Consider the following 25,758-nt stretch of genomic DNA (forward strand, 5'->3'; position numbering starts at 1 on the left):
TGGAAACGCGCGCTACTCCCCCAACAGACCTGCAAGCAGTGTCGTTTTATCGACCCCAACCGCCCGCGCGGCCTGCACCCGTTCCCATGCCGCCAACTCTCAATTGCGTCGCTCCATCAGCAGGGCGACCAGCAGCCCGGTCCCCACCATCCCCAGCAGCACCCCGGCCCACGGCACGGGATGGCTGCGCACGCTGCGGCGCAGGTCGTGCTGCGCCTCGGTGAGCGCCTCGCGCATCTCGAAGACCGCGTCGCGGGCATCTTCCACGAACTCGTGGCCGCGCCGCGTCGCTTCGGCGCCAAGATCGCTGGCCCGCAACCGGCCATGACGACGCAGCGCCTGCGCCAGTTCCGTCACATCCTCGCGCAGATCTTCGAGATCGGAGCGGATCGCCTCGACTGCCAGACGCTCGTGTTCCTCGATATCGGCGCGGTCGGGCGTGTCTTCGCTGGAGGACTTGGCCATGACACTTCTCCTCTGATCGGGTTCGACTCCGTGCGGCAGGGTCAGGATGCGAAGCCGCGAGGCGGCGCGCATTGATCGCTGTCACTGCAAAATGCAAATGCGCGGGTCACGTCACCTTCAGCGCCTCCTGCAGTTTTTCGCGGAACTGGTTCGGCGAAAGGCTCGCAAGGTTAGAGCGGATTTCGCGGTTCACGCGCGCCGCGAGGGAATCGGGCATCGCCTCGCGCATCGCACCGAGCATGCGTGGCGGCGCGACGAGGACGAGCGTGTCGAACTCCCCCTCCCCGAGGCTGCGTTCGAGGCGGTCGCTCAGATCGCGGGCGAAGGCGAGTTCCTGAACATGGCTCGGATCACCATGCGGCGCCATCGCGGCCCGCCGCCCGGGCGATCCGATCGCAAAACTGCGCCCGGCCCGGTCGCGGTCTCGGTCGCGCGGGCGTGCATGTGGCGATTCAAGCTCGAAGACCAGCGCATGGCCCTCGGCATCGGCTAGCACATGCGCGCTGGCAGAGTTCATCACCACGATCCATTCGATTTTCTTCGGCTGGGGCATCGGCTCACCTATTTCGAAAACAGCACCGGCAGATGGGAAGTCTCCAACAGGCGCGTCGTCACCGCGCCGATCACGAAATCATAGAGCCGCGAATGACCGAACGCGCCGACGGCGATCAGCTCGGCGCCGCGTTCGCGCGCGGTATGCAGCAACTCGTCGCCCGCCTCCGACGTCGTTTTCATCCGGTCGAGAAGCGTCACGTCATATCCGCGCCGGTCGAGCGCCGTCGCCAGATCGTCGCGCAGATCGTCGACCGCCTGCCGCTCTCCCCCGGAGGGCGACACCGAGAGCAGATCGATCCGCGCACCGCTGGCCGCAAGATAGAGCATGTCATGCGCCGCACGCATCGCCTCGCGGCTGCAGGAAACACCGAGAAGAACGTGCCGCGCGGGCCGCTCCAGCTTTACGGTCTCGCTCACCACCAGCACCGGACGTCCGGTCTGGCGGATCAGTTGCTCCTGCAGACGGATGTCGCTCGCGCGGCCCGCGTGGGGCGGCACCCGCGCCGAGACGACCAGATCGGCGGCGCGGCAGCTATCGACGAGAAAGTCGACCAGCGCGTCGCGCGTGTCGACCGGGCTGCGGAACTCTCCCTGCACATCCTCCGCCGTCAGCGCGTGCTCGAAGGTCTCGCGGATCGCGGCGGCCTCCTTGCGCTGCCAGTCGAGGAATTCGGGGTAGATAATCGGATCGCTCGCCAGATCACCCCCCAACAGCGGCAGCGGCTCTACGCCATGCACCCCGATCAGATGGGCGTTGAAACCGCGACACAACCCGGCCGTCATCGGGGCGAGCCATCGGGCGTCGTCGGTCTCGAGAAAGGCGGCGGCAACGGTGCGCGGAATCATCTTCGGGCTCCTGAGTGGCTGGCATCGCGCCGAGACTGCGCCGCTGCGGGCGATGCGGCATTGATCGCGCGCAACGTCGGAGCGGTTCGGAACCATCGGTCCGCCGCGCCCCCTATGCGCGCCGTCAATGCGCAAGCCGCACCGGTCGTGACAGCTTCGATGGCGTTCTACCAAGACACTTCGCATGGGAGATCCAGCATGACACCACAAGCCACCGAGATCGGCGTCAAGCACGAGAGCGCCCCGCCGACCAGCAAGCCCCCGAGCGCCGAAACACCGGCGAAACCTCCAGCCTCCAGCGCCGCCCCGCCCGCGCGGGGGCGCGATGTCTTCGCGATGCTGCGTTCCGAGATCGACCGCCTGTTCGACGACTTTGCGCGTCCCGGAGCCGGATGGCCGCGCGCCCTGACCCTGCCGTCGGGCTTCGGCGACCTTTCGCTCTCCGCGCCCGCGATGGATTTCGTCGCGAATGACGGAAGCTACGAGCTGCGCGTCGACATGCCCGGGCTCAAGCCCGAGGAGATCGAGCTCAAGCTCGACGACGGACGCCTGAAGATCCGCGGAGAAAGCTCCAGCAAGCGCGAGACGCATGAGGGAGACTACGTCGTGCAGGAGCGGAGCTCCGGTAGGCTCGAACGCACGATCACCTTGCCGCGCGGGGTCGATCCAGACCGCATCGACGCGGTTCTGAGCGACGGGGTTCTGACCGTGACCCTGCCGAAAACCACCGAAGCGCGCGAGAAAGACCGCCGCATCGCGGTCAAGGCGCAATAATTGCACATGACCGGAGGCTTGCCCCGTGCGCCGCAACCGTTAGGCGCGCGGGGCCGCCCCAAATCTGGAAGGACAATCCTGCTGATCGCGGAATATCTCGCGAGTATCCAAAGCTGAGGCGGTGTCTTCAGTACTTCGACCGGGAGGTTCGACCGATGAAAGTGACCGGCCTGAGCGCCATCGACCACGCCCCGCAAATCGTGGCGGAATGGCTCAACGATCTGGAATATCGTCTGGACAACAAGGATCGCAGCCACGCCTATCTGCTGCTGCGTACCACCTTGCATGCGATCCGCGATTTCCTGACCACCGCGGAAGCGGCCGATCTCGGGGCGCAGCTTCCAGTGTTGCTGCGCGGCATCTACTATGACGGTTTTGTGCCCTCCCGCCAGCCCGCGCATCCGCGCAATCGCGATGCCTTCGTGGCGAGGGTCACGGAGGCGTTCGCAGACCGCCCGCTCGACGATCCCGAAGCGGAGGTGGCGGCGGTGTTCGATCTGTTGCACGAGCGGATTTCCGAGGGCGAATACCGGCAGGTGACGCAGGCGATGCGTCATTCGTTGCGCAGCCTCCTGGCCTGATCGCGCCGCTGGGCCGCTATGCCGGATCCTTGCCCAAGGGGCGCGCCCGCGCCTTCGCGAGAATTTGCGTGACCTCGGCGTCCGGCACCTGATCGAAATAGGTGTAATAGGCCCCGACCGCCCCGAAGAATTCCACCTCGAGCGGGCAGACCACGCGGTCGGCCTCGGTGCGGATCGCCTCCAACGCGTCGGTGGCGCCGACCGGGGTCGCACAGACCAGCTCGGCTGGACCGGCGGCGCGCACTGCCCGCAACGCCGCGCGCATCGTGGCCCCCGTGGCCACCCCATCATCCACGAGGATCGCGACCCGCCCGGCCAGCGGCAGCCCCGGGGCCCCGTAAAGCTTGATCCGGTCCGCGATCACCTCGCGTTCGCGGGCTGCGAGACGCTCCAGCGTCGCCGCGTCGCAGCCGGTGGCGCGGATCACGTCCGCGTTGCGCACGATCACCTCGCCGCGAAGACCCGCGATCGCTGCAAGCGCTACTTCGGGATTGCTGGGCGCGCCGAGCTTGCGCACGAAAACGAGGTCCAGCGGCAGATCGAGACGCTCCGCGATCTCCCACGCGATCGGCACCCCGCCGCGCGGCAGGGCAAGCACCACCGCGTCGCGCCCGCGATAGGCGTCGAGCTTTCGGGCGAGGATGATCCCCGCCTCCCTCCGGTCGGTGTAACCTTCGAAATCGGACATCCGGATGAGCCTCTGCAGGGGCGTATTCGACCGTAAGCCTGCCGTGCCCTCCGGCCCGTGGCATTGATTTCGAACAACGAGGGCGGATTTGTTTTCGCTCTGCTGGGTCTTGCGCAGCCCGCGCCCGGCGCAAAGAATTTCGGGACGATCTCGCGCAGGGCCCTAAGTCGATTTGAAGCGCAGACCGCCCCGCCCTCACCGCGGGCCCGACAGGAGGAGACCATCGTCATGAGTTTGAAAGATAACCGCATTCTCGTCGTCGGCGGTTCGTCCGGCATCGGCTTCGGCGTGGCGCAGGCGGCGCTCGCGCGCGGCGCACAGGTGAGCATCGCCTCACGCTCGGCTCAGAAGATCGAGGATGCCTGCAAACGGCTGGGCGGCAAAGTCGCGGGCGTCACGCTCGATACCGGCGACGCCGCCGCGCTGGAGGCGTTTTTCGCGGAGCGCGAAGCGTGGGAACATGTCTACTGCTCGGCAGCCAGCACCAAGGTCGCGGCGGTGAAGGAGTTGCCGCTGGAGGACGCGCAGGCCTCGTTCGAGTCGAAGTTCTGGGGCGCTTATCGGCTCGCTCGTGCGGCGAAGATCGGCCACGGCGGCTCGCTCACCTTCACCTCGGGCTTTCTGTCGCAGCGGCCCAAGGCGGGCGCGGCGATCCAGGGCGCGATCAATGCCGGCCTCGAGGGGCTGACCCGTGGCCTCGCGCTGGAATTCGCGCCGGTGCGGGTTAACTGCATCTCTCCCGGGCTGGTGAAAACCGAGATGTACGAGACCCTTGAAGGCGACAGCCGCCGCGCGATGTTCGACAATGCCGCGGACCGCCTTCCTGCGGGTCGCGTGGGCCTGCCCGAACATATCGCGATTCAGGCGCTCGCCCTGATGGACAACCCTTACATGACCGGCACCACCGTCTTCGTCGAAGGTGGCGGGCTGCTGGTCTGAGCAAGCGAAAGGACCTCCCATGAAACGCACAGCTCTCGGAACGACCGGCTTCGAGATCGCCCCCATCGTCTTCGGTGGCAATGTCTTCGGCTGGACGCTCGACGAGGTCGCAAGCTTCCGCATTCTCGACGCTTTCATCGACCACGGCTTCGACGCGATCGACACCGCCGATGTCTATTCGAAATGGGCCGAGGGCAATGCGGGCGGCGAGTCCGAGACGGTTCTTGGCCGCTGGTTCGACGCACGCCCCGGAATGCGCGACAAGGTGAAGCTGTTCACCAAGGTCGGCTCGGATATGGGCGGCCCGGGCGAGAAAGGCCTCGGCGCGGAGTGGATTTCCAAAGCCATCGACCGGTCGCTGGCGCGGCTGCGCACCGATCACGTCGATCTCTATTTCTCGCATTGGCCCGATGAGAGCGTGAGCCATGCCGAGACGCTGGGCGCCTATGACAAGCTTCTCAAAGCGGGCAAGATCGGCGCGATCGGAGCGTCGAATTACGATGCCGCCATGCTGAAAGCGGCGCTGGAGACTGCCGATAGCGAGGGGCTGCCGCGCTATCAGGTGATCCAGCCGGAATATAACCTTTATGACCGCGAGGCTTTCGACGGGCCGTTGCGCGATCTCTGTGTGAGCGAGACTATCGGGGTGGTCACCTATTTCTCGCTCGCCGCCGGGTTCCTGTCGGGCAAGTATCGCTCGAAAGCCGATCTGGAAGGCCGCAAGCGCGGCGGGATGGTCGAGAAATACCTCACCGATCGCGGCATGGCGCTTCTCGACGTGCTCGAAGACGTGGCGAGCCAGAAAGGCGCGAAACCCGCCGAGGTGGCCATCGCCTGGCTGATCAACCGGGAGGGCGTCAGCGCCCCGATCGCCAGCGCTACCAGCATCGAGCAGGTGGAAAGCTTCGCGAAGGCCGCGGAGATGACGCTCAGCGACGAAGAGATGCGCCGCCTCACAGACGCGGGCGCCTGATCGCCTTCTTTCGGGTGGCCCGCCGGGCCGCCCGCTTCTCCCCTCCTGCCCGGACGCCGTTCACATGTATGAAACCATTTTGCTGATCGTCGCGGCGCTGGTCGTCGGCATGTCGAAGGGAGGGCTGTCGTCCGCTGCGGCCATCGCGGTGCCAATGCTCGCGCTGTTCATGAACCCGGTGAAGGCGGCAGCCACGCTACTGCCGGTCTATATCGTGACCGACTGGGTGGGCGTCTGGCTCTACCGTCACCATTTTTCCAAGCGGAACCTGTTCATTCTCGTGCCCGCGATGCTTGCCGGCGTCGCCATCGCGACCGTGATCACGCCCTACACGCCGGAATGGGCGTTGCTCATCTTCACCGGGCTGATCGGGATATGGCATGTCGGGCGCGCCTGGCTGAAACGGCATGATGACAGCCAGGCCGAGGCCAAGGTGATCCCGGGGCTGTTCTGGGGCACGCTGACCGGGATCGCGAGCTTCATCACCCATTCCGGCTCGCCGCCTGCGCAGGCCTACCTGCTGCCGCAGAAGCTGCCCAAGCTGGAATTCGCGGGCACCATCGCCATCGCCTTCGCCATCGGAAATATCGTGAAACTGCCTGCCTATTGGGTGATCGGTCAGCTCGACGGGCTGAACTGGCCCCTTGTCGCGGGGCTGGCCGTGGCGGGGATCGCAGGAACCGTTGCGGGGCGTTGGCTGACCGCTCGGCTGTCGCAGCAACTCTACATGCGGGTTATCCAGATCATGCTGGCAGTGCTGTCGGTCCTGCTGCTGATCCGCGGCGCGACGCAGGTGATGTGATCAGCGCGGCGGGTAATGGCTGCGCAGCGCCATCGCGTCCTGCCCGATCAGCCGCGTGACCGAATTCCCGTCCTCCGAGAAAATCGAGCTTTGGGTGTAATACGGATCTTCCAGATCGGTCGAGAAACCGAGCGATTGCACGATCTCTTCCAGCACGACCGAGCGGATATCGCGCATCTGGATGTCCCGGCTGAAGGCGATATCGGCATCCATGATCCGGCCCGTGTTGGTCTGCCAGTAGAAGGTCACCTTCGCGACCGTGCCCGGTCCCAGTCGCCGGCCATTGAGCCGCATCGATGGTGTGCCGCGCACCGTGCCGCCCACGGGCGTGTCGGTCAGGTAGAGCTTGATATCGGCGGGACGCGCCCCGGCATAGCTAAGGTGCAACGCAGCGCCGGTCTTGTTGATCTGCGCGATCGCGGCACGGGCGGCCTGTTCGATGGCATGGGCGCGCTTGGCTGGAAAATGCTGTGAGCGGAAGGCGAGGCCGACCGTCAGATCGCGGCATTTGCTGGCCGCCCAGCGGCGGTAGGGCAAGGTGCAGGCGCCCCCAGGCCGCGCGGCGCAGGCCATCGCGCGATAGAAGTCGCGGTCGCTCATCTTGCCGGAATTGGCGATGTTCCGGTCGGCGCCGGTGTCGCTCGCCCAGGCGGGGGCCGCAAGGTTGAGTGCAAGTGCGAGGCAGGTCACGCCCAGGATCAGCCCGAACGCAATTCTAATTCTTTTCTCAAACGCTTGCAGACCGATCTTAAAGCCCCCTCTTAACTCAGAACCGAACAGGCGCGGCGGGTTGCGAGCGCGTAACCCTCGATCCCGAAGCCTGCCAGAACCCCCTCCGCCCGTTGCGAGATGTAGGAATGATGGCGGAAGCTTTCCCGCTTGTGAACATTGGAAATATGCACTTCGAAGACCGGGCCTTCGAAGGTGTTCAGCGCATCGAGGATCGCGACGGAAGTGTGGGTGTAGGCCCCCGCATTGATCACGATGGCGCAGGCCTCGTCGCGCGCATGGTGAATCTGCTCGACGATTTCGCCCTCGAAATTCGACTGGAACAGCGCGACATCGAAGCCGCGGGGCTGCGCCTCCTCGCGGCAAATCCGCTCCACGTCCTCGAGCGTGTCCGAGCCGTAGATCTCGGGCTGGCGCTTGCCCAGAAGGTTCAGGTTCGGGCCGTTGAGGATATGGATTGTCTTCGACATTCTGCGCTCCGAGTGGCGCGTGAGGCAGGCGCGCCCTGCCCCTCGCGCGGATCAATTTCCCCAAGCTATAGTGCCTTGCGCGGCCCTCCGTCCAGCAAAAGGGCGTGATCGGTTGCGGCGGCGAGCGGTCGCTGACACCACGACATCCGCAAGCGCATCCTAGATCCCCGCCTCGGCCTCGCTGAACAGTTGCGGCGGCGGATGCCGCGCGACCAATGCGATGGCCTCCCCGCCCCCGGCCAGTGTGCGAAAACAAATCGCACGCAGCGGCCGCCAAGGACTTGGCAGCGGGGCCGTTTTCGCCCACTCTGTCGGCGAGGGCTGAAGGCGATGGCGTCGCCAGCGCGTTGCGCGCCCGCCCGATCACCCGTCCTGTACGCCGGGATCTTGCTTTGTCGCAGTGCGCGACGGGGGAAGATCGTCCCTCGGCGCGTTGCGGCCTCTGACAAGGAAGAGTGCCGATGGACCGTCCTGCTTTTTACCGATTTCACCAAGGCGAGCGCATCCTGCCCTTCGCTGCCAGCGAATACGAGGCGCGGCTCGCGGGTCTCCGCGCGGCGATGAGCCAAGCGGGCATTGATGCCTGCCTGTTCACTTCGATGCATAACATCGCCTATTACTCGGGCTTTCTATACTGCGCCTTTGGGCGGCCCTACGCGCTGGTCGTGACGCCAAGCGACAGCGTGACGATCTCGGCGGGGATCGATGCCGCGCAACCGTGGCGGCGCGGCCATGGCGACAATATCACCTATACCGACTGGGCGCGGAACAATTACTGGCGCGCGATCGCCTCCGTCACCGGCAAACGCCGCGTGCTGGGCATCGAGACCGATCACCTGACGCTGGCGCAGGCGGCGCTTCTGCAGGATTTCCTCGAGCCGACCGAGACCCGCGACATCGCCCCCGCCACGATGCGGCAACGGATGCACAAATCGCCTGCCGAGATCGCCCTGATCCGGCAAGGGGCCGCGGTCGCGGACGTGGGTGGCTATGCTATCCGCGAGACGATCCGCGAAGGCGTGCGCGAGATCGACGTGGCGATGGCGGGCCGCGACGCGATGGAGTTGGAAATCGCCAGGCGATTTCCCGACGCCGAGTATCGCGATACCTGGGTCTGGTTCCAGTCGGGCATCAACACCGACGGCGCGCATAACCCGGTGACGGGGCGCGTTTTGCAGCGCGGCGACATCCTGTCGCTCAACACCTTCCCCATGATTTCAGGCTATTACACGGCGCTAGAGCGCACGCTGTTCGTGGGCGAGGTTGACGACGCCTCGCGCGCGATCTGGGAGGCGAATGTCGCCGCCCATGAATACGGGATGAGCCTTCTGAAACCCGGGGCGAGTTGCGCCGAGGTGACCGAGAATATCAATGCCTTCTTCGCCGAGCGTGACTTGCTGCAATATCGCACCTTCGGCTATGGCCACAGCTTCGGCGTGCTGTCGCATTACTACGGGCGCGAAGCGGGGCTGGAGTTGCGCGAGGATATCGACACGGTGCTGGAGCCCGGAATGGTGATCTCGATGGAGCCGATGCTGACGATCCCCGAGGGTCAGCCCGGCGCGGGCGGCTATCGTGAGCACGACATCCTCGTGATCACCGAGAACGGCAACGAGAACATCACAGGCTACCCCTACGGGCCGGAGTTCAACGTGGTGGGATGATGTGACCGGCACGTGGGCGGCCCGGCTGCCCGCGCGCTACAAAAGCCCGAAGCGCAATGCGATCGCCACGGCTTCGGCGATCGTCCGGGCGCCGAGTTTGCGGCGCAGGTTGGCGCTGTGCATATCGATTGTCGGCATGGCCAGATCGAGGTCATGGGCCAGCTGATCGCGCCTGCGGCCGCGGATCATCCCGTGCAGGACATCGCGCTCGCGCGGGGTCAGGTGAATCCTGTCGCGCGGTGCATCCACCAGATCGCGAAGGGCTGTCTCTTCCTCGCTCGTGACGATGACGAGGACCCGGCGCCCGCCATCTGTGCGCGGCAGAAGGTTCAGTCGCAGCCTCGGAATGATCCGCCCGTCCGCCCCACGCATCTGCGGCAGATCGAGCGAGCCCGCCGCGCTTTTACCAGCATCGGTCGCCCGTCCGATCGCGCGGCGCAAGGCAGGTTGCGCCGCCCCGCGCGCCCGCAGCACACGCTGGAAATTCAGCACGAGAAGCGGGTGGATTGCTATCAGCGTCTCGGCCATCCCGTTCATCCGCACAAGGCGGCCCTCGTGGTCGAGCTCGAAAATCGGGGCGTCGTCGAGCAGGCTGTTATCAGACGCGGTGACCTGCTGGATACTGGCGCGATGAAGCTCCCGACGGATCTTGTGCAGCCGCCCCAGATCCTGGACATGCGCGCCGAGAGTCCTCATCTCGGGGTCGGTGAAATCCCCCCCGCGCTTGCCCTTGTGGAACGCCGTGGCGACCAAACCGTCGCGGGTGCTCTGCATCATCGCGAGACACCAGTAGCGATCGACACCGTTCTTCACGATGAAATCGTTATACATTTCGCTGCGTTCGAACTCCTGCGCGCTCACGTGGTCCGACAAACGAAACAGCCCTGTTCCACACTTCTCCGGCGTGCCATGGGCCAACCATGGGTCGTGCCCCTCGAAGGAATTGTAGTCGAGATTGGCCTCCGCCTGGGTTCCGGCGGTAATTTCGCGATAGTCGCCGGGATGGAGCCAGATGAAGACCGCGGAGGGAATGTCGATCTCCCGCGCCATCATGCTGGGCAGCAACGTGAACAACTCGTCGTCAAGCGCGGCGTCGTAGATCTCGTGATGCGATATGAGATGTGACATCGGATCAGGTCAGTCGTCGCGGGCGGACCATTGGTGACATGATGTGCGTTTCTTGAAAAACGACGCGCAGAAACGAACCCGGCATTGGCCCCCCAAACTTTTCAAACAACCGCCAATCGGACCGTCGAGCCTGCACCCGACTGCGACGAAGCTGAAATGCTCACCGATTATGTTTTTTGACATAAAACACCGACTTTTCCTCAAAAATCAAGCTTGAGGGAAAAAGCGCAATCGACCGAGTTCGTCGTGTAGAGCGCGACATTCGACCGGGTGCGCCGCGCCGTGCAAGAAATTCTGGGCGTTTGACCGAGGATTTTCACCCGCTTCAACTCCAGGCTCAGACCGAGGCTTGCGGCCCGGTCGCGGCGATGCACGCCGACGATCGGAAAGGCGGCATCATAGCGGCGCTCGCCATAGCTGAGCGACAGCCCGCCCCGTACGCCCGCGATCAAGGGGCGCTCGAAACCCACGCGCAATTCGGCGCCGGAATAGCGGTGATAGTCCGTCCGGGGCACGGCGCGCTCCAGCCTCAGGCCATAGCTCAGGGCACCGCGCCGCCCCACCCGCGTCCGGCGTGCGAGATCGACGTAATATCTCGGCCCGCTCAGGTAGGACTTCTCGCCATAGCTGGCGTATTCGCCGCCCAGCCGGAAAACCGTGTGCCCGCCCGCCACGGACCGCCACGCCTTCGCGAACCGGACTCCGCGCGTGAGATTGTCCGACGTGATGTCTTGCGACCCGCCGCCATAGCGCCTGTCGCGGACGAACGCCTCGACCGACCAGGGCCCGCGACGGCCGAGATGCTCATATTGCACCGCAAGGCCGGGCTCGAAATAACGCAATGTCGCAGTGTGGTACCACGACCCCGCATAAGAGGCGCGAAACCGGATGCGATGACCCGGGCGCGGCTGAACGAACCAGTCGAGATTGGCGCCATAGCCGAGCCCCAGGCCGGAGGTCTCGTTGCCGCCATCTTTGATCAGGAAGGTCCCGAAATCTGTCACGAGGTAACGCTCCGAGGCGACATGATCGACATTGCTGCTCGGCAGGATCGAGGCGGTGGCGGAGAAGCGCAGCGGATGCGCGCGATCGAGCGCCTGCCAAGCCGCGAGAAGCGCGCCTTCGTGCTTTGGATCCTTGGCGAGCGCATAACGCAGGAACGCCTCGGTACGGCGCACGGAGCCAAGTTTCCTGAAGCTCTGCTGCAACCCGGCCTGCGCCGGAGAAAATTCCGGATGGCGCGACGCGATTTCGCCGAAAATCAGCAGCGCCCGCTCCGGTTTGCCCTGCGCGAGCTGCGCATTCGCCACGCCGAGCCAATCCGAAACCGTCTGTTCGGCGAAGCTACGCGTCGGCAAGAGCGTGGAGGTGACAAGCGCGAAGGCGAGCCAGATCAGGAGGAAGGAAGAACGGTATCGCATCGCGCTTGTCGTTTGCCTCTCGGCGAGACGGAAAGAGACCGGACGCAGAACGTCCGGCCTGTGCAGGAAAAGCCCCGCCTCAATTCTCGGTGGCGTAATAATTGCCGTCGACGTTGCGGACATCAGTGCCGTCGGTCAACGTGCCGGAGACGTCACCCACGGCGGTCAACACGTTCCCGTTGTTGGCGTCCGTATAGAAGCCGCCGCTCATTTTCAGATCGAAATCTGCGCCGGGCGAGGTGCCATCCGACATCGTGCCCGTCGCGGTCGCGGCCATGGTCGAGCCGGTAACCGTGCCCGCAACGTCGAGCGAGCCCGTCACATTGGCTTCTTTCGTCAGGACGTCGCCGCTGTAGATGCCGAAGTTCGTTCCCTTGCCGGTCAGCGTTCCCGCGCCAAAATCGACATCCATCGCCAATTCCCCCATCACGGTCGTGGTCGGGTCGTCGGGATTGACGTTGCTTACGCCCATAAAGCCCGACATCGACGCCTGCCCCGCCGTCGGCGCAGTCGCGGTCATGGTCGGGCCGCCCTTCCGATCCTGATAATCAGTATAGGTTGCATCGACGTTTTGGGCTTCTGCCGAGGTCAAGGCCCCGGAAGACCCGTTGCTGCTGTTGCAGGCAGCCAGCGCAAGACAGGCGGCTGACGCCGCGAGAGCGAGTTTGAATGTCATGAGAATACCCCGATTTTTTGGTGTTTTGTCACGGCCCAAGCACACGAACCGATCACGCGCATTTCATGTCACCGCACCGAAAGCTCGCAACCTATGAGAACTTATAGGGTTCTGCGAAATTGGCGCCCGAGCGCCCTCCGCAGTCCCGAAATCACGAAAACGTGCAAACCTGCGTAAACCTTGGTTTCTCGGAGATGAAGGAACGGGACGGCGCGGCGTTTCGAGACATTCGACCATGTCCGGCATCGCCCGGAACAAACTGCGCACGGGACGGATCGGAGCGCATTGCAAAGAACGCAACGGGCCATCGGCGAAAGGCGCGCCTCGAATGCACCGACGATGCTGGCCAGGAAAAACGTCATCGGCTCCGTCCCGACCGCTGAAGCAAGTCCCGCCAACTGGATCAGCAGAACTGCAGCACCTTCTGCCGCGAAGCGTTCACCACAAACATCGTCCCGCCCGTCCATGACGCGCGAGTCGACGCTGGCCCCCGCGACGCGAGGGATCGGGCTCCCGCGGCGCAGCGCAAACTGCGGCGCAAAGCCTCGCTAGGCGCTTGAAAACATGGGCTTGAAAGGGGGTAATGGCGGAGCGGAAGGCAGCCATAGCAAGTTCCGTACGTTTCCGAAGAATTCCCTTAGTGATCTGAAAAAATTCACTAAAATATAATTCTGTTCCAGAATGCTCTTGCGGAGTCCGGGGGTATCCGTAATTTTTAGGGGGAGGGATTGGGGGAGGTTCAATGTTCGATTCCGAGAAGTCTCGCAGGGGAAAATCCCTGACGGCAGCGTTCGTTCGGAACATCAAGGAACCGGGCAAGTATCACGACGGAAATGGCACGGGCCTGTTCCTGCGGGTGGACAAGACCGGCACGAAGTTCTGGGTTCAGCGCATCACCTTTGGCGGCAAACGGCATGAGCTCGGAGTTGGCAGCCCGCCTGTTGTCAGCCTCGCGGAAGCGCGGGAGAAGGCGTTCGAGAACAAGCGTACCGTGCGTCGTGGCGGCAACCCACTCACTGAGAAACGGCGAGCGCGCCTTGAAGAGATGAACTTTGCCCAGGTGGTCGACAAGTATCTGGAAGCTAAACTCAGCGAGTTTCGAAGCGAAAAGCATCGCAAGCAATGGCGTTCGACACTCGATACCTACGCTAAGCCCGTGATCGGCAGCGATCCGATTGGCCAAATTTCACCGGCTGACGTGCTGCGTGTTCTTGAGCCAATCTGGGAAACGAAAACGGAGACCGCGACACGCTTGCGACAGCGCATCGAAGCCGTCTTCTCATGGGCGATCGCCAGCGAACTTCGCCAGACGGAAAACCCTGCGCGCTGGAAGGGCAACCTTTCTGAAATGTTGCCCAAGCCAAGCAAGGTGAAGAAATCTCAGAACTTCCCCGCGCTTTCGCTCAAAGATGCGCCCAGGTGGTGGGCCGCGTTGACGAAACGCGACGGGATGGCCGCACGCGCTCTGCAATTTACCTGCTTGACGGCGTCCCGCTCAGGAGAAGTCAGGGGCATGGCTTGGGACGAAGTTGATCTCGACGCGGCGCTTTGGGTTATCCCTGCGGAGCGAATGAAAGCACGGAGAGAGCATCGTGAGCCCCTTACGCCTGGAGCGGTGTCATTGCTGAGGTCGCTTCCTCGTTTGAAGCGTTCGCCCTATGTCTTCTTTGCCCCCCAGGGCGGCATGCTGTCGGATATGTCACTCTCGGCAGTCATGCGCCGCATGCATGAAGCCGAAGTAAAAACGAACCAGCCCGGATTTCTTGATGTGAGATCGGGGCGTCCAGCAGTGCCGCACGGGCTTCGCTCGACATTTCGCGATTGGGCAGCGGAAAGTGGGGAAGAACGTGATCTCGCAGAGATCGCCCTTTCTCACGACGTGGGAAGCGCTGTCGAACGCGCCTATCGACGCTCAGATATGCTGGACCGCCGTCGTCGTATGATGGCGCGATGGGAACGATATTTACTTAAAGGAAGCCCTCTAAACCATTGATTTCACGCGATCGAATTTCTCTCACATTTATGTGATGCGATTCCGCGAAAATCATGAAAACCGCCCAAAATCTTAGATTATCCCCCCAAAATTCCTCTTACCTTCTGATTTTATAGAAAATTTGTCTACCTCCGGTGCGCGTTTGATCACCGAACCGAAGATCGCGCAAATGGACCCACGCGGTGCTTACGGGCAGTTGGCAGCGCGTGTCGGCTCCGGTGCGCCAACACCGGAACCGACGAGAAGTCAGGTTTTTTCAGCAAACCCTGTCTTGTCGATACTGCCGGATAATCTCTGGGTCAAAGCAAAGTTCCCAGACATTCGTAGAGGCATTGTCCATGCAAGAACGTATCTATCGCCGCCCCGACGTCGAGAAGCTGGTTGGTCTGTCGCGCTCGACGCTTTACGCCATGATGGCTGAAGGAAGCTTCCCGAAGCCGGTCAAACTCGGCAAACGCGCGGTTGGCTGGCGCGAAACGGACCTTCACATTTGGCTCAACAATCGCCTGAACAACGCGGTGTAAGCCAATGATAAGAAATGAATTACATGAGAGCTTAGCGTATTGTTCACCCCGGAACAGCATGCGCGCAACCGATGCGCGCACGATCACGGCAGCTTTGGGCGGAAGATGGACTGGCAACTCAGGCAGTGCGTGCTGTCCTGCCCATGAAGATCACAGCCCAAGCCTAAGCATCGCGGATGGAGCCGAAGGGCGTTTACTGTTGCACTGCCATGCAGGCTGCACGTTCCATGAAATCCGAGACGCCTTGCGAGCGCGTGGCATTATCGCAGAAAACGGCGGCTTCCGACCGATCGGCCCCATTTGTAGGGCTCAGCGCGAAGATATCGAGAAGACTAACGCGGCCAAGCGAAAGCGTCAGGTAGCGGACCTTTGGAAGACAGCAGCCCCGATCGCTCGCAGCCCGGCGGAACGGTATCTAAGAGGGCGCGGCATCAGCTGCGCGTTGCCGAGCACCTTGCGGTATCAAAAAGAGTGCTGGCACCCGACCGCCATGCGCTGCCCGGCCATGATCTCTTCAATAGATATTATTAATATAAGAACGGTCGCGGTCCATCGCATCTATTTAAGAGACGATGGGAGTGGAAAGGCTTCGATCTCTCCGGCGAAGGCCATGCTCGGCCCCGCGGGAGGGGGCGCTGTCCATCTATCCAAATCGAACGGCCCGCTTGTTGTGACTGAAGGCATTGAAACGGGGCTGTCGCTTCTCAGTGGGGTCTTCCCCCGCCCTGCATCCATCTGGGCTGCCCTGAGCGCGCCGGGGATGAAGAACCTGCAATTGCCTGCCACGCCAAGCGAACTGGTCATTGCGGCGGATGGCGATCCGGTGGGGCGCGCGGCAGCCGAGGCGTTGGCGAGCCGTGCTCATGCTCTAGGCTGGCGCGTCTCGATGCTACCGGCGCCGGAAGGGTTCGACTGGAACGATGTGCTGACCGGAAAGGTGGTGCGGAGATGATTCAGCCGCCCCCGCCACAGCCGTTCACGCCCGAATGGCCCATGCCTGCGCCTCGGTTTATGCGCGACGAGCTTCCACCTCCCCCTATGCTGCCATTGACCGACGTATTCGGGTCGCGTTGGACTGATTGGATCTCTCGAGCAGCTGAGGCAAAATCTTCGCCGCCGGATTATGTGCTCGCCGCGCTCTTGCCTGTTGTTGGGGCGGCGATCGGGAATACACGCTGGGCAATGCCTTGGGCCGGTTGGGCGGAGCCGCCAGTGCTTTGGACGATGGCTATCGGCAACCCATCGAGCAACAAGTCCCCCGGCCTGGATGCAGTGCTCACACCATTGCGCAACGTCGAGCGAAAGCTGCGCGGCGAGGTCGAGGCTGAACGAGCCAATTGGCTTGAGGCTGCCGAGCTCGCCAAGATTGCGGAAAGTACCTGGAAGGAAGCGGTAAAGCGCGCGCTGAAGGACGGCGACGAGGCACCTGCTCGCCCAGTAGAAGCGAACCCCGGTCCCGAGCCCTTCCTTCCACGCCTAGCGATCGCAGATGCGACGGTTGAGCGACTTGGTGTTATTCTTGCAGAACAGCCTCGCGGAACCTTGCTGTCCCGAGACGAACTCGCCGGTTGGCTCCACGGAATGACTCGCTACGCGGGCGGAGGCTCGGATCGGCCATTCTGGCTGGAAGCCTACGGCGGGCGGGGGCACACTGTCGAGCGCATGGGCCGCCCGCCGGTCCATGTGGATCGCCTCTCGATCGGCGTCTTGGGAGGTATACAGCCAGATCGGCTGCGCTCGCTCCTGCTTAAATCCGATGATGATGGCCTGCTCGCCCGCTTTTTGCCGCTGTGGCCTGACCCGGCTCCAATCCGGCGTCCTGAACGTTTGCCGGATGAAGAATTTATTGAGACGGCGCTGTTGCGGCTGCACAGACTTAACATGCCCGTCAATGAACGCGACGAATTGGTGCCGTCAGTCATGTCCTTCACGGATGACGCCCGCGACCGGCTCGATTGTTTCCGGTTGGCTGTGCGTGAATGGGAAGGTGGTGCAGAGGGCTTGCTACTCTCCTTCATTGGTAAGCTTCCGGGACTCGCTGTGCGTCTTGCGCTTATTCTGACCTATTTGGATTGGCTTGCCGGATCTGAGCCGGAACCCTTGTGGGTTGAAGCCGACGCATTTGACCGCGCTGCGCTGTTCATTGAGGCCTATGCGTTGCGAATGGCACGGCGTGCCTATGCGGATGCGAGTCAGTCGAAAGCGGAACGCGCCGCGCGGCGTCTTCTAGCATTGATCCGGGATCAAGGGTGGGAGTGCTTCACGTCACGCGAAGTTCTCCGCTTAGATCGTAAAAGCCTCACGACAGCGGCGGAGCTGAACCCTGCTCTCTCTGTGCTAATCGAAGGGGATGTCGTCCGCGCCGCAGAGAGAACGCCTGGCCCGAAGGGCGGACGACCGAGTAAGCTATTTCTCGTCAATCCGGCTGTGCGGCACTAGGCTACCCGTATAGGACAATACTGCCAGAACCTAAAAAACCAGCGCGCGAAGGGAGGATTCGTAAGTTATGTCGATTTTGTCCGCGACCAATTTGCCACCAGTTCATTAAATTTGCGTGCCCGGCAGCGCTCAATCAGCGCTCCGGGACACACTAAATAATCACCAAACGACGAAAGATCAATTCTCGTTGAAACCCAACTCGGACACGCCCTTTCGGTAGAGGTTAGGAGTTGTCGAAGTTTGCACAAAGCCATAATGATCAAACAGACGCTGGAAAAGAAGAAACTTACTCTCGCTTACCGTCAGGAGCGGCTTATCAACCTGCAACCAATCCAAAAGATGATCGAAAATCCTTACACCCAACCCACGCCCGAAATATTCCGGATGGACCCGAACGGTGCAAATTTTCTTTTCGCCACCTTCATCTTTCGCGATACCCAATGCCACGAGACGACCGTCACGTTCAAACTGCACAAGATGCCGAGCACCCAACGCCTCTCCAGTGACCACTTTGTCAACGAACCAGCGGTCGATATTGGGATAGTCATCAGACAGGGGCACAAGGAAAGCTAGTGCTTGAAGGTGCTCTCTCGACAGAACCGGCACCCTACTAGGCACTGCATCTTGCGGCACTCGACACGGCGCACTGCTGGCAAAAAAATCCTTATAAATCATAGACATTCTCTATACTCCGCCTAGTTTTTTTCCGCCTGGGCTTCTGGATCTTGTACCGCAATATCGTCGCTTTGGGAACTCAAAAGAACCGCTTGGGACGGCACGATATAGCTCGCAGCGACGTTTCCGAAAACCCCAAAAAGGAACGCGATTGCAAGGTAAACGACGATCGTACCCAAGCCCGCGCGTCGTTGTTTTAGTTTAACGAACGCGGAAAAATCGCTAATCGGCTCCTCACCGTTTTTAAAGTTGCTAGATTTTTTCCAATGATAAATCGCAATATCGTCAGGAAGACCGTTACTGATATAATCGCCCCAAATATCATGTTCGAGTGTACGACTTTTGTGCGAAGGGGTGCTCGAAGAGGCCATATCTGCAACCGCAGGTACAGCCGCAAGAAACGCAATCAGCCGAACTTTCGCGTTATTTGTATTTTCTGAACGTCGAAGACAGTTCTGAACTTCGCTCGGCAAAGTTCTCATTTCATTAAGCCTAAAATTGATCAACTCAATCCCCTCAAACCCACTTTGGAGCGCCCAATCCGAAGGCCTGATGGTTTGGACGAACGGCCCCTCCGAAGTCTGTGGAAGTTTCACGCGAAGGCGAAAATAGGTCTTTCCATCCAAGGCCTTTACGTTAAAAGGCGCCTGCACGGCAATGTGTTTGATCGTCAAAAGTGTTCCGTGACCCGCAGGTTTCACGTCTAGATGATTATCCGAAATGTTGCCACGAGACTTTTCAAACTTGTGAACTCGACAAAAAGTCCCGCCATTTGTTTTTAATTCTAGATAAGATCCATCCTTTGCAGCTGGAATTTCGACAGAAATCTGCTCATTGAAAATCCCTTCAGCGATACTTTCGTCCCGAAAAAATGGCCCACAGTCTATTATATCACCCCGCGCAACCGAAAATGGAAAAAATAGACATATTTCTTCGATCTGTTCGGGCTGATCAACAAGAATGCCAACTTCAATGAAGTCCCTGTCGTGATCCCCCGAACCCGAACGAAATTTTCTCCACCATCCAAGTTTTGGCAGACGCCATAAGTTAAAATGGAACTCGACCGACGCCGTTTCGTGACCTTGCCTCACCGGACACCAGGCGGCCATGCTGTGATTTTGGTGCAAGCTATCCCCTCCGAATAAACCTATCAAATTTTGGGGCAAGCTTAGTCGCACCGGCACTAAAGTCTAGATCTCATCTTGGTCGTGGCTTTGGGAAAGGCCTGTGCGTACAAGCCTCAACTTACGTTTGCTCGCTGAACCGATGTAAGAGACCCCGCTCACGGTGGATTCATCGAAATTTTTTATAGCTACAGTGTCACTAAAATTCTCAACGCATCCTCGTGCGTGACGACATGCAGCGGAATGGCGAGCTTTAGTGCGATATCTGCCGCTGTAAGAATCGCCACTTCTTGGAGGTGCCTGATTTCGTCAGTCGATCTCTTGGGTCTAACTCGTGCAATGTCCGCGGATCTTCGGTGACGTATTGCTTCGGGATCGTCTTGAAGGAAGAGCAGCGAATGTAGGTTCATTTCCGCGAATATTGACGGTGGTATTCGTTGAAGCTGAGAACCAGTATCCAAGACGGTGTGGCCATCTAACACGACTAACCCGGCCTCCCTATCCGTTCTTCGGTGAAACGCCTTGAGCAGGGCTGACTGATTGCCCACAACTTCTGCACTTCGTAGATTGTCAGCAATCTCGAACTTTTGTTTCGAAAGCGCGATTTCTTCTTTGATTAACTTACTGGCCTCCAGGTGGAGGAACGGCCTCACGTTCGCCGCTCCCTTTAGCAAGGTAGTTTTCCCGACACCCGAAATTCCCACAAGGGCAATGTTCATCAAATCACCCGAAATCCAAGATCTAACTTCCTAAAGAGGGCTTCCAATGCGCAGCGATTAATCTGAAAAATAGATTGGCTCGGATGGTGCTTTATCGCACCAATTTCGCGTAGCTCCTTCAAATCGACTGGCTCTCTAAAATAACCAGCAAGAAGGAAATTTATTACCTTTACTGGCCTATCATAGGTTGCGCCCAATTTATCGAGCTGAGCCTCGCTGTAGACTGAACGTCGCTGCGCGAGTTGCATAAGCTCTTTAGTCGAATGCGCCAACTCCATATTTTCGAAAATCCCCACAGAGGTAATCGCCTGAGACGGGGTACTTTTGGACTTTCCTTTATAGAAAAATAATAATGATCCAGGTTCCTTGAGATTAGCCGACGAGCGGCTAAGGTATACTTTTCTAATTGTATTCCCAGGCCGACTGGGCCCACCGTATAGACCGACGTGCTCGAACATGTCCGCCTGCCTTAAATCTCTCAGTTCTGGGAACAATTCGTCATGGTAGGCTTCCAAGATGGGTACGCCGTACCCATGAATAAATGATTCGGTCGAAAATCTTGGATAGTTCGTCCGCTGAGCACTGAAAACAGATTCTCCTTCGGGAAGGATCAATCTTTCTCTCGAGAACGTCTTCTCGTAGAGCAACTCGCCGTCGTCGCGCTCCAATGTTTGTTGAAATCCATAATAGTCAAGCAATTCGATAAGTGCGTTTTGTTTGGGATATGTTGTCAGATACACAAGATCGTAACCATTTGTTTGGGCGAACCAAAGCACCTGTTTCAGCAATAGCTCACCGAGCTTTATACCGCGATTCTCTGGTGCAACTTTGAAAGTACAAATTTTCAATATCTTCGTACCAGAAAGAGTGGCGTCACTATATCTACTAGCCTCATCCTTACGTACTAAGATGCCGGCAATTCCTTGACTACCGGGGCGGGCTACAATCCAACATTTTCTTAGCTCCGAAACGCATTTCTTCCACCACTCGTCAAACTTATCGTAGTCATCCCGTAAACTTTCGAATATTGGGTCATCAAGCGGCACCGCATGCGCTTCAATCTCTTCAATATACCGGATTGGTACGTCGATCGGTTCATAAATCGACTCTAAGAGTGAAGTAGCGTCGGCTACAAAAAGTAGTCGATCAGATAACTCGGGAGCATGCTTACGCGCTCGCTCGTGAAGCTTTCTATCTTCAGTTACAAGAAAGTCGGCTAAATCGAGACTAAGTGCATGCAAAAGCGTCGCATCAACAACGTCGTTAGCTTTGCGAAGATAACCAAATTTTCGTGACAGCTCGGAAGTAGTTAGTCCGCGCACTTTCGACAACGGCGCAAATTTCGCAAATTTACTAAGCGATATACGCCGTCGGCTCGTATCTTTATCTCTAGCAATGTCATCCCTTGCCGCTTCATGCACGAAAATCCTCACACTATGCTTTGAAGCAAGCTGTAGTAAATGCGAGAAGTTCGGGTCTATCTCGCGATCATCTTCTAGTCCAATAAATACATTCGTATCAATGAGGTAGCGAAGATGACTCATTTTTTATGGCTTCTCGCAATAATGGGTTTGCGTAGATGAAAGACTGCGGTGGTGCAAATTCAAAGCGGTCACGCAACTCGCTTAGCCCTATAGCGCGCGACAAGGGGCGCACATTTCCAAGTAGGATTGCAATGCCCTGCTCTAAGCCCGAAAAATAGGAATCGAAATCACCACGATCAATGCATGCAACCGGCGAAAATCGCTCCCACATCTCCTCTAGATCAATTTTTTCGACGCCCAAAATACGTGCGGTACCGGTCAAAGCGCGTATTGGGCTTGTCGAATATATATAGACTAGAGTCCCTTTCGGCACTTGAACCGGAAATCGCCGGCGCAACTCTACTGTCTTGGTACCATCCAGTATTCGAGTGGAATATCTAGGCTTTATACTCAGCACTACATCTCGGCTTGCCTTGAATGACTCTTCTTCGAAAAGAGGGAAAAGCAACTGGTCATCATTCGTGCATTCGGAGCCAAACGCCTCGCGAACACGAAGCGTCACCGGAGAAGTCGAATCGAAACTTGCGTCGACACGCAGCGTTGCGCCCAATCCGGAGACGAATTTCTTAAGCAAAACCACGCTAAGATCTTCGCTTCTCTCCATACGCGAAACCGCTGAACGACTGACTCCAATTTGACTGGCGAGTTCGCTCTGCGTCATGCCCGCGACCTCACGCAGCTCCCGCAGCTTCTTTCCAAGAGACGGCTTCAATTCATTGGGAGAAAACGCTTTTGTTTCAATCACTTTACCCGAAAGATTCTTCACTTCATGCCTCGTTTTACACTGAGGGTAACACCCTCAAGATGAAACGGGCAACCTATATGTAACCTCTGAGCCCGCAATTGACCGAAGGGGCACACCCGCAACCAAAATCAGATCGCGCAACCTATGATGGAAGTGACCATCTTAAGCTCAACAGATTGCAATTAACCAGAGAGGAGTAGCTCGTGACTTTCATCCAAGTGTCGGACGACAAGCTTGAGATAGCAAGTGTGCCGCACACACGGGCGCCCAAAGGTGGGTGCGTTCACGTTCCGCGGGCTTGCTTCGGACCGACGTATCTACGCATCGGCGGGGGACGCATTGGGGGAAGAAAAATCCCGATAGCAGAATAAAACGATAATTAACAAAACCTTAGGAGATTTTTATGGCGGAGCGGAAGGGATTCGAACCCTCGAGACGGTTTCCCGCCTACACACTTTCCAGGCGTGCGCCTTCGACCACTCGGCCACCGCTCCGCCGACGGGTTTATCCGCAAATCCGGGAGGGATGCAAGAGCCGATCCGGAATAATGCGAAGGACATTAAAAAGCCCTGAAAACACGCGGGTTCGGCGCTTGCGCGCCTGCCCGGTGGCTCCTAGCATAAGAAAATCAGGTTACGCCCCCGTCAGGGGCAGGCACAGGAAGATGATGAAGATGAAGGACACTCCCGATGAGGGCCGCCCCGCCCTGATCGATGGGCGCGCATTCGAGCCGCGCGCGCTCACCAACGTGCTTCTCGGCATCATCGCCTTCGCGCTGGCGCTGTTCCTGATGGTGCAGGCGAAATTCATCCTGATCTCTCTGGCCATCGCGATCATCCTGTTCTCGCTGACCTCCGAGGCGATCAATGCGGTCGGGCGGCTCCGGATCGGGCCGGTCTCGATCCCGCCGCGTCTGGCGTCGCTGGTGGCACTTGCGCTGATCGCGGGCGGGCTGCTCACGCTGAGCGCGGTGCTGATCTCGCAGGTGAACACCGTCGTGACGATGGTGCTGAACTATGCGGGCCCCGCGCAGCAGGCGATCGCGCAACTCTTCGGCTGGATGGGCCCCGAGGTTGAGCAATCGGTGCTGGAATCGATGCAGAGCATTCAGGTCGCAGGGTATCTGACCACCCTGGCGGGTCAGGCCTCGAACCTGCTTTCGGCCACGATCCTGATCATTCTGTTCGTGGGCTTCCTGTTCGCCGAGCGGATCTGGTTCGACGCGAAGCTGAACTCGCTGATGGGTGATCGCGCCAGCGCAGAGCGGATCGCGCGAATGGTTGGCACGATCATGCGCCGGGTGAACCACTATCTGCTGGTCAAAGCCATCGTCAGCGCCGTCACGGCCATCGCGGTCTACGGCGTCTTCACCGTGGGCGGTTTCGACTTGGCGCTCCCGGTCGCGATCATCACCTTCGCACTGAACTTCATCCCCTCGATCGGCTCGATCATCGCGACGGTTATCGCGACGCTCGCGGTCTATGTGCTGACCCAGAACCCCTACACGGCGGGCACGGTGCTCGTCGCGGTCGGCATCCTGCAATTCGTGATCGGCAACGTGATCGACCCGATGCTGATGGGCCATGCGCTGCGGCTGTCGAGCTTCGGGATCATCATCTCGCTTGCCTTCTGGGGCGCGGTCTGGGGGCTTCCGGGGATGTTCCTCGCCGTGCCGATCATGGTGGCGCTGATGATCATCTGTTCGCAAAGCCCGCGTCTGCGTCCGCTCGCGGTGCTGCTGTCGCGCGAAGGTCTGCCGGACATGGAACATTGAAGGCGCTGATAGCCAACGGGGATTGGATTGAAGGGCGCAAGGCTTAGATAGGGAGGTAAGGAGACGCCATGACCATTCCCTTCGACAACAGCTATGCCCGCCTGCCCGACACGTTCTTCGAGCGTCAGCCGCCCCAACCGGTGAAAGCGCCGGAACTGGTGCTGCTGAACCGCGACCTTGCCGACCGTCTGGGCCTGGATGCCGATTGGCTGGAGGGCCCCCAAGGGCTCGAGATGCTGGCCGGCAACACGATGCCCGAGGGCGCGGAGCCGATCGCGCAGGCCTATGCGGGTCACCAGTTCGGTGGCTTCGTGCCGCGTCTGGGCGATGGGCGTGCGGTGCTGCTGGGTGAAGTGGTCGCACCCGATGGCGTGCGCTTCGATCTGCAACTGAAAGGCGCCGGGCGCACCGCGTTTTCGCGTGGCCGCTCTGACGGGCGGGCGTGGCTCGGTCCGGTATTGCGCGAATATCTCCTGAGCGAAGCGATGGCGAAGCTTGGCGTGCCGACGACTCGCGCGCTCGCCGCCGTGCGCACGGGCGAAACCGTTGTGCGCGATGCCTCGGGGCGTCCCGGGGCGATCCTAACCCGCGTCGCGCGCAGCCATATCCGCGTCGGCACCTTCCAGTATTTCGCGGCGCGCAATGATCGCGATGGATTAAGAACGCTCCTCACCACGTTGATAGATAGACATTATCCGGAATGTGATACACCGCTCGAAGTCCTGCGTGCGGTAGCGGCGAAGCAGGGCGAGCTCGTCGCGAAATGGATGGCGCTCGGCTTCATCCATGGCGTGATGAACACCGACAACATGGCGCTGTCGGGCGAGACGATCGACTATGGCCCCTGCGCCTTCATGGACCATTACCATCCGGGGCGGGTCTTCTCCTCCATCGACCAACAGGGCCGCTACGCCTATGCGCGCCAGCCGCAAGTGGCGGTCTGGAACCTTGCGCAATTCGCGACCTGCCTGATGCCGCTGATCGGCGACGACGATGCGGCGATCGAACGGGCGAGTGCCGCCGTCGACAGCTTCATCGGCGTCTATCAGGGCGAATGGCTGCGGCTGATGGGCCGCAAGATCGGCCTCGCTGAGGCGACCGACGAAGACCTGCCGCTCATCGAGGACCTGTTGAACCGAATGGCGACCGAAAATGCCGATTTCACGCGTGTCTTCAGCGCGCTGCGGCGCGATCCTAAGACGGCGGGTCAAGAGTTCACAGAGCCTATGGCATTCGATCTCTGGTGCGAGGGATGGGAGAAGCGGATCGCGAGCGAAGACGATCCGCGCGCCGTCATGGAGATGGCGAACCCGCTGCGCATTCCGCGCAATCACCGGGTCGAGGAGATGATCGCGGCCGCGGTCGATGGTGATGACGGTCCACTCCACAGGCTTATGGAGGCGCTGGCGGACCCCTATGCGGAAGATCCGCGTTACGCCTCGTATGAAGACGCCCCGAAGCCCGACGAACGGGTCTTCCGGACCTTCTGCGGGACATGAAGATCACCCTG

The 25,758-nt window shown here is 60.2% G+C and carries 26 protein-coding genes and 1 tRNA gene; 12 read left to right on the top strand and 15 right to left on the bottom strand.

Annotated elements, in window-relative coordinates; all coding sequences use genetic code 11:
* Window positions 1-99 precede the first annotated feature (99 nt).
* The 3 genes from B6V72_RS02920 to B6V72_RS18915 form a co-directional block, all read right to left on the bottom strand.
* Window positions 100-465, bottom strand: a complete 366-nt coding sequence (locus B6V72_RS02920) for a hypothetical protein (protein ID WP_075776582.1) — start codon at window positions 463-465, stop codon at window positions 100-102.
* A 106-nt stretch (window positions 466-571) separates the two neighbouring features.
* On the bottom strand, window positions 572-1,018 hold the full coding sequence (locus tag B6V72_RS02925) for a host attachment protein (RefSeq protein ID WP_088734584.1): 447 nt from the start codon (window positions 1,016-1,018) through the stop codon (window positions 572-574).
* An 8-nt stretch (window positions 1,019-1,026) separates the two neighbouring features.
* Window positions 1,027-1,866, bottom strand: a complete 840-nt coding sequence (locus tag B6V72_RS18915; RefSeq protein ID WP_168172999.1) for a universal stress protein — start codon at window positions 1,864-1,866, stop codon at window positions 1,027-1,029.
* Window positions 1,867-2,064: 198 nt separating this feature from the next.
* On the opposite strand from B6V72_RS18915, the gene B6V72_RS19110 reads away from it, so the two are divergent.
* Both B6V72_RS19110 and B6V72_RS02935 read left to right on the top strand, forming a co-directional pair.
* Window positions 2,065-2,640: an Hsp20/alpha crystallin family protein gene (locus tag B6V72_RS19110; RefSeq protein WP_166504531.1), complete on the top strand. Its 576-nt coding sequence runs from the start codon at window positions 2,065-2,067 to the stop codon at window positions 2,638-2,640.
* Between the two features lie 155 nt (window positions 2,641-2,795).
* Window positions 2,796-3,221 (top strand): DUF2267 domain-containing protein, encoded by a 426-nt coding sequence (locus B6V72_RS02935; RefSeq protein WP_075776585.1) that lies wholly within the window; start codon window positions 2,796-2,798, stop codon window positions 3,219-3,221.
* A gap of 16 nt (window positions 3,222-3,237) precedes the next feature.
* Here the strand turns inward: B6V72_RS02935 and B6V72_RS02940 are convergent, their stop codons facing one another.
* On the bottom strand, window positions 3,238-3,909 hold the full coding sequence (locus B6V72_RS02940; protein WP_088718719.1) for a phosphoribosyltransferase family protein: 672 nt from the start codon (window positions 3,907-3,909) through the stop codon (window positions 3,238-3,240).
* 228 nt (window positions 3,910-4,137) lie between these two features.
* Between B6V72_RS02940 and B6V72_RS02945 the strand changes: the two genes are divergently transcribed.
* The 3 genes from B6V72_RS02945 (at window position 4,138) to B6V72_RS02955 (ending at window position 6,623) form a co-directional block, all read left to right on the top strand.
* Window positions 4,138-4,848 carry an SDR family oxidoreductase gene (locus tag B6V72_RS02945; protein ID WP_088734588.1) on the top strand — a complete coding sequence of 237 codons (711 nt, stop codon included), beginning with the start codon at window positions 4,138-4,140 and terminating at the stop codon, window positions 4,846-4,848.
* 19 nt (window positions 4,849-4,867) lie between these two features.
* Window positions 4,868-5,821: an aldo/keto reductase gene (locus B6V72_RS02950; RefSeq protein ID WP_088734590.1), complete on the top strand. Its 954-nt coding sequence runs from the start codon at window positions 4,868-4,870 to the stop codon at window positions 5,819-5,821.
* A gap of 64 nt (window positions 5,822-5,885) precedes the next feature.
* Window positions 5,886-6,623: a sulfite exporter TauE/SafE family protein gene (locus B6V72_RS02955; protein WP_088734592.1), complete on the top strand. Its 738-nt coding sequence runs from the start codon at window positions 5,886-5,888 to the stop codon at window positions 6,621-6,623.
* Here the strand turns inward: B6V72_RS02955 and B6V72_RS02960 are convergent, their stop codons facing one another.
* Window positions 6,624-7,313 (bottom strand): DUF2927 domain-containing protein, encoded by a 690-nt coding sequence (locus B6V72_RS02960; protein ID WP_088734594.1) that lies wholly within the window; start codon window positions 7,311-7,313, stop codon window positions 6,624-6,626.
* Window positions 7,314-7,384: 71 nt separating this feature from the next.
* The gene (aroQ, locus tag B6V72_RS02965; RefSeq protein WP_088718722.1) at window positions 7,385-7,822 is read right to left on the bottom strand and encodes a type II 3-dehydroquinate dehydratase; all 438 of its coding nucleotides are present in this window, start codon (window positions 7,820-7,822) and stop codon (window positions 7,385-7,387) included.
* Window positions 7,823-8,283: 461 nt separating this feature from the next.
* Between aroQ and B6V72_RS02970 the strand changes: the two genes are divergently transcribed.
* Complete coding sequence (locus B6V72_RS02970) at window positions 8,284-9,486, top strand: M24 family metallopeptidase (RefSeq protein ID WP_088734596.1); 1,203 nt, start codon at window positions 8,284-8,286, stop codon at window positions 9,484-9,486.
* 36 nt (window positions 9,487-9,522) lie between these two features.
* On the opposite strand, the gene B6V72_RS02975 is transcribed toward B6V72_RS02970, so the two are convergent.
* The 3 genes from B6V72_RS02975 to B6V72_RS02985 form a co-directional block, all read right to left on the bottom strand.
* A complete protein-coding gene (locus B6V72_RS02975; RefSeq protein WP_088734598.1) occupies window positions 9,523-10,614 on the bottom strand; it encodes a LuxR C-terminal-related transcriptional regulator in 1,092 nt (363 codons plus the stop codon).
* A 200-nt stretch (window positions 10,615-10,814) separates the two neighbouring features.
* Window positions 10,815-12,035, bottom strand: coding sequence for a surface lipoprotein assembly modifier (locus tag B6V72_RS02980; protein WP_168173000.1), 1,221 nt, complete (start codon window positions 12,033-12,035; stop codon window positions 10,815-10,817).
* A gap of 79 nt (window positions 12,036-12,114) precedes the next feature.
* On the bottom strand, window positions 12,115-12,711 hold the full coding sequence (locus B6V72_RS02985; RefSeq protein ID WP_088734602.1) for a hypothetical protein: 597 nt from the start codon (window positions 12,709-12,711) through the stop codon (window positions 12,115-12,117).
* A 742-nt stretch (window positions 12,712-13,453) separates the two neighbouring features.
* Between B6V72_RS02985 and B6V72_RS02990 the strand changes: the two genes are divergently transcribed.
* The 4 genes from B6V72_RS02990 to B6V72_RS03005 all read left to right on the top strand — a co-directional run bounded on the left by B6V72_RS02990 (window position 13,454) and on the right by B6V72_RS03005 (window position 17,667).
* A complete protein-coding gene (locus B6V72_RS02990; RefSeq protein WP_088734604.1) occupies window positions 13,454-14,704 on the top strand; it encodes a site-specific integrase in 1,251 nt (416 codons plus the stop codon).
* Between the two features lie 338 nt (window positions 14,705-15,042).
* Window positions 15,043-15,228, top strand: a complete 186-nt coding sequence (locus B6V72_RS02995) for an AlpA family phage regulatory protein (RefSeq protein ID WP_088734606.1) — start codon at window positions 15,043-15,045, stop codon at window positions 15,226-15,228.
* Window positions 15,229-15,286: 58 nt separating this feature from the next.
* Window positions 15,287-16,180, top strand: coding sequence for a toprim domain-containing protein (locus B6V72_RS03000; protein WP_088734608.1), 894 nt, complete (start codon window positions 15,287-15,289; stop codon window positions 16,178-16,180).
* 86 nt (window positions 16,181-16,266) lie between these two features.
* On the top strand, window positions 16,267-17,667 hold the full coding sequence (locus B6V72_RS03005) for a DUF3987 domain-containing protein (protein ID WP_168173001.1): 1,401 nt from the start codon (window positions 16,267-16,269) through the stop codon (window positions 17,665-17,667).
* Window positions 17,668-17,844: 177 nt separating this feature from the next.
* Here B6V72_RS03005 and B6V72_RS03010 read toward each other — a convergent pair whose 3' ends face one another.
* The 6 genes from B6V72_RS03010 to B6V72_RS03030 form a co-directional block, all read right to left on the bottom strand.
* The gene (locus B6V72_RS03010; RefSeq protein ID WP_206185765.1) at window positions 17,845-18,348 is read right to left on the bottom strand and encodes a GNAT family N-acetyltransferase; all 504 of its coding nucleotides are present in this window, start codon (window positions 18,346-18,348) and stop codon (window positions 17,845-17,847) included.
* Between the two features lie 14 nt (window positions 18,349-18,362).
* On the bottom strand, window positions 18,363-19,451 hold the full coding sequence (locus B6V72_RS18925) for a hypothetical protein (protein WP_146696157.1): 1,089 nt from the start codon (window positions 19,449-19,451) through the stop codon (window positions 18,363-18,365).
* A 203-nt stretch (window positions 19,452-19,654) separates the two neighbouring features.
* A complete protein-coding gene (locus B6V72_RS03015; protein WP_088734612.1) occupies window positions 19,655-20,185 on the bottom strand; it encodes an AAA family ATPase in 531 nt (176 codons plus the stop codon).
* Complete coding sequence (locus tag B6V72_RS03020) at window positions 20,185-21,729, bottom strand: GNAT family N-acetyltransferase (protein WP_088734614.1); 1,545 nt, start codon at window positions 21,727-21,729, stop codon at window positions 20,185-20,187. Before B6V72_RS03020 ends, B6V72_RS03015 begins: the two co-directional genes overlap by 1 nt.
* The gene (locus B6V72_RS03025; protein WP_088734616.1) at window positions 21,704-22,495 is read right to left on the bottom strand and encodes a helix-turn-helix domain-containing protein; all 792 of its coding nucleotides are present in this window, start codon (window positions 22,493-22,495) and stop codon (window positions 21,704-21,706) included. Before B6V72_RS03025 ends, B6V72_RS03020 begins: the two co-directional genes overlap by 26 nt.
* A gap of 383 nt (window positions 22,496-22,878) precedes the next feature.
* Window positions 22,879-22,968 (bottom strand) — tRNA-Ser (locus tag B6V72_RS03030).
* Between the two features lie 179 nt (window positions 22,969-23,147).
* Between B6V72_RS03030 and B6V72_RS03035 the strand changes: the two genes are divergently transcribed.
* Both B6V72_RS03035 and B6V72_RS03040 read left to right on the top strand, forming a co-directional pair.
* Window positions 23,148-24,248 carry an AI-2E family transporter gene (locus B6V72_RS03035; protein WP_077701375.1) on the top strand — a complete coding sequence of 367 codons (1,101 nt, stop codon included), beginning with the start codon at window positions 23,148-23,150 and terminating at the stop codon, window positions 24,246-24,248.
* A 68-nt stretch (window positions 24,249-24,316) separates the two neighbouring features.
* Window positions 24,317-25,747, top strand: coding sequence for a protein adenylyltransferase SelO (locus B6V72_RS03040; protein ID WP_088734618.1), 1,431 nt, complete (start codon window positions 24,317-24,319; stop codon window positions 25,745-25,747).
* Window positions 25,748-25,758: the final 11 nt, after the last annotated feature.

The organism is Thioclava sp. F34-6 (assembly GCF_002213235.1).
Classification (GTDB): domain Bacteria; phylum Pseudomonadota; class Alphaproteobacteria; order Rhodobacterales; family Rhodobacteraceae; genus Thioclava; species Thioclava nitratireducens.

Excerpts from the sequence above, each read along its gene's own strand:
- B6V72_RS02920 (WP_075776582.1), bottom strand. The coding sequence starts at position 465 with ATGGCCAAGTCCTCCAGCGAAGACACGCCCGACCGCGCCGATATCGAG.
- B6V72_RS02925 (WP_088734584.1), bottom strand. The coding sequence starts at position 1,018 with ATGCCCCAGCCGAAGAAAATCGAATGGATCGTGGTGATGAACTCTGCC.
- B6V72_RS18915 (WP_168172999.1), bottom strand. The coding sequence starts at position 1,866 with ATGATTCCGCGCACCGTTGCCGCCGCCTTTCTCGAGACCGACGACGCC.
- B6V72_RS19110 (WP_166504531.1), top strand. The coding sequence starts at position 2,065 with ATGACACCACAAGCCACCGAGATCGGCGTCAAGCACGAGAGCGCCCCG.
- B6V72_RS02935 (WP_075776585.1), top strand. The coding sequence starts at position 2,796 with ATGAAAGTGACCGGCCTGAGCGCCATCGACCACGCCCCGCAAATCGTG.
- B6V72_RS02940 (WP_088718719.1), bottom strand. The coding sequence starts at position 3,909 with ATGTCCGATTTCGAAGGTTACACCGACCGGAGGGAGGCGGGGATCATC.
- B6V72_RS02945 (WP_088734588.1), top strand. The coding sequence starts at position 4,138 with ATGAGTTTGAAAGATAACCGCATTCTCGTCGTCGGCGGTTCGTCCGGC.
- B6V72_RS02950 (WP_088734590.1), top strand. The coding sequence starts at position 4,868 with ATGAAACGCACAGCTCTCGGAACGACCGGCTTCGAGATCGCCCCCATC.
- B6V72_RS02955 (WP_088734592.1), top strand. The coding sequence starts at position 5,886 with ATGTATGAAACCATTTTGCTGATCGTCGCGGCGCTGGTCGTCGGCATG.
- aroQ (WP_088718722.1), bottom strand. The coding sequence starts at position 7,822 with ATGTCGAAGACAATCCATATCCTCAACGGCCCGAACCTGAACCTTCTG.
- B6V72_RS02970 (WP_088734596.1), top strand. The coding sequence starts at position 8,284 with ATGGACCGTCCTGCTTTTTACCGATTTCACCAAGGCGAGCGCATCCTG.
- B6V72_RS02975 (WP_088734598.1), bottom strand. The coding sequence starts at position 10,614 with ATGTCACATCTCATATCGCATCACGAGATCTACGACGCCGCGCTTGAC.
- B6V72_RS02980 (WP_168173000.1), bottom strand. The coding sequence starts at position 12,035 with ATGCGATACCGTTCTTCCTTCCTCCTGATCTGGCTCGCCTTCGCGCTT.
- B6V72_RS02985 (WP_088734602.1), bottom strand. The coding sequence starts at position 12,711 with ATGACATTCAAACTCGCTCTCGCGGCGTCAGCCGCCTGTCTTGCGCTG.
- B6V72_RS02990 (WP_088734604.1), top strand. The coding sequence starts at position 13,454 with ATGTTCGATTCCGAGAAGTCTCGCAGGGGAAAATCCCTGACGGCAGCG.
- B6V72_RS02995 (WP_088734606.1), top strand. The coding sequence starts at position 15,043 with ATGCAAGAACGTATCTATCGCCGCCCCGACGTCGAGAAGCTGGTTGGT.
- B6V72_RS03000 (WP_088734608.1), top strand. The coding sequence starts at position 15,287 with ATGCGCGCAACCGATGCGCGCACGATCACGGCAGCTTTGGGCGGAAGA.
- B6V72_RS03005 (WP_168173001.1), top strand. The coding sequence starts at position 16,267 with ATGCTGCCATTGACCGACGTATTCGGGTCGCGTTGGACTGATTGGATC.
- B6V72_RS03010 (WP_206185765.1), bottom strand. The coding sequence starts at position 18,348 with ATGTCTATGATTTATAAGGATTTTTTTGCCAGCAGTGCGCCGTGTCGA.
- B6V72_RS18925 (WP_146696157.1), bottom strand. The coding sequence starts at position 19,451 with ATGGCCGCCTGGTGTCCGGTGAGGCAAGGTCACGAAACGGCGTCGGTC.
- B6V72_RS03015 (WP_088734612.1), bottom strand. The coding sequence starts at position 20,185 with ATGAACATTGCCCTTGTGGGAATTTCGGGTGTCGGGAAAACTACCTTG.
- B6V72_RS03020 (WP_088734614.1), bottom strand. The coding sequence starts at position 21,729 with ATGAGTCATCTTCGCTACCTCATTGATACGAATGTATTTATTGGACTA.
- B6V72_RS03035 (WP_077701375.1), top strand. The coding sequence starts at position 23,148 with ATGAAGGACACTCCCGATGAGGGCCGCCCCGCCCTGATCGATGGGCGC.
- B6V72_RS03040 (WP_088734618.1), top strand. The coding sequence starts at position 24,317 with ATGACCATTCCCTTCGACAACAGCTATGCCCGCCTGCCCGACACGTTC.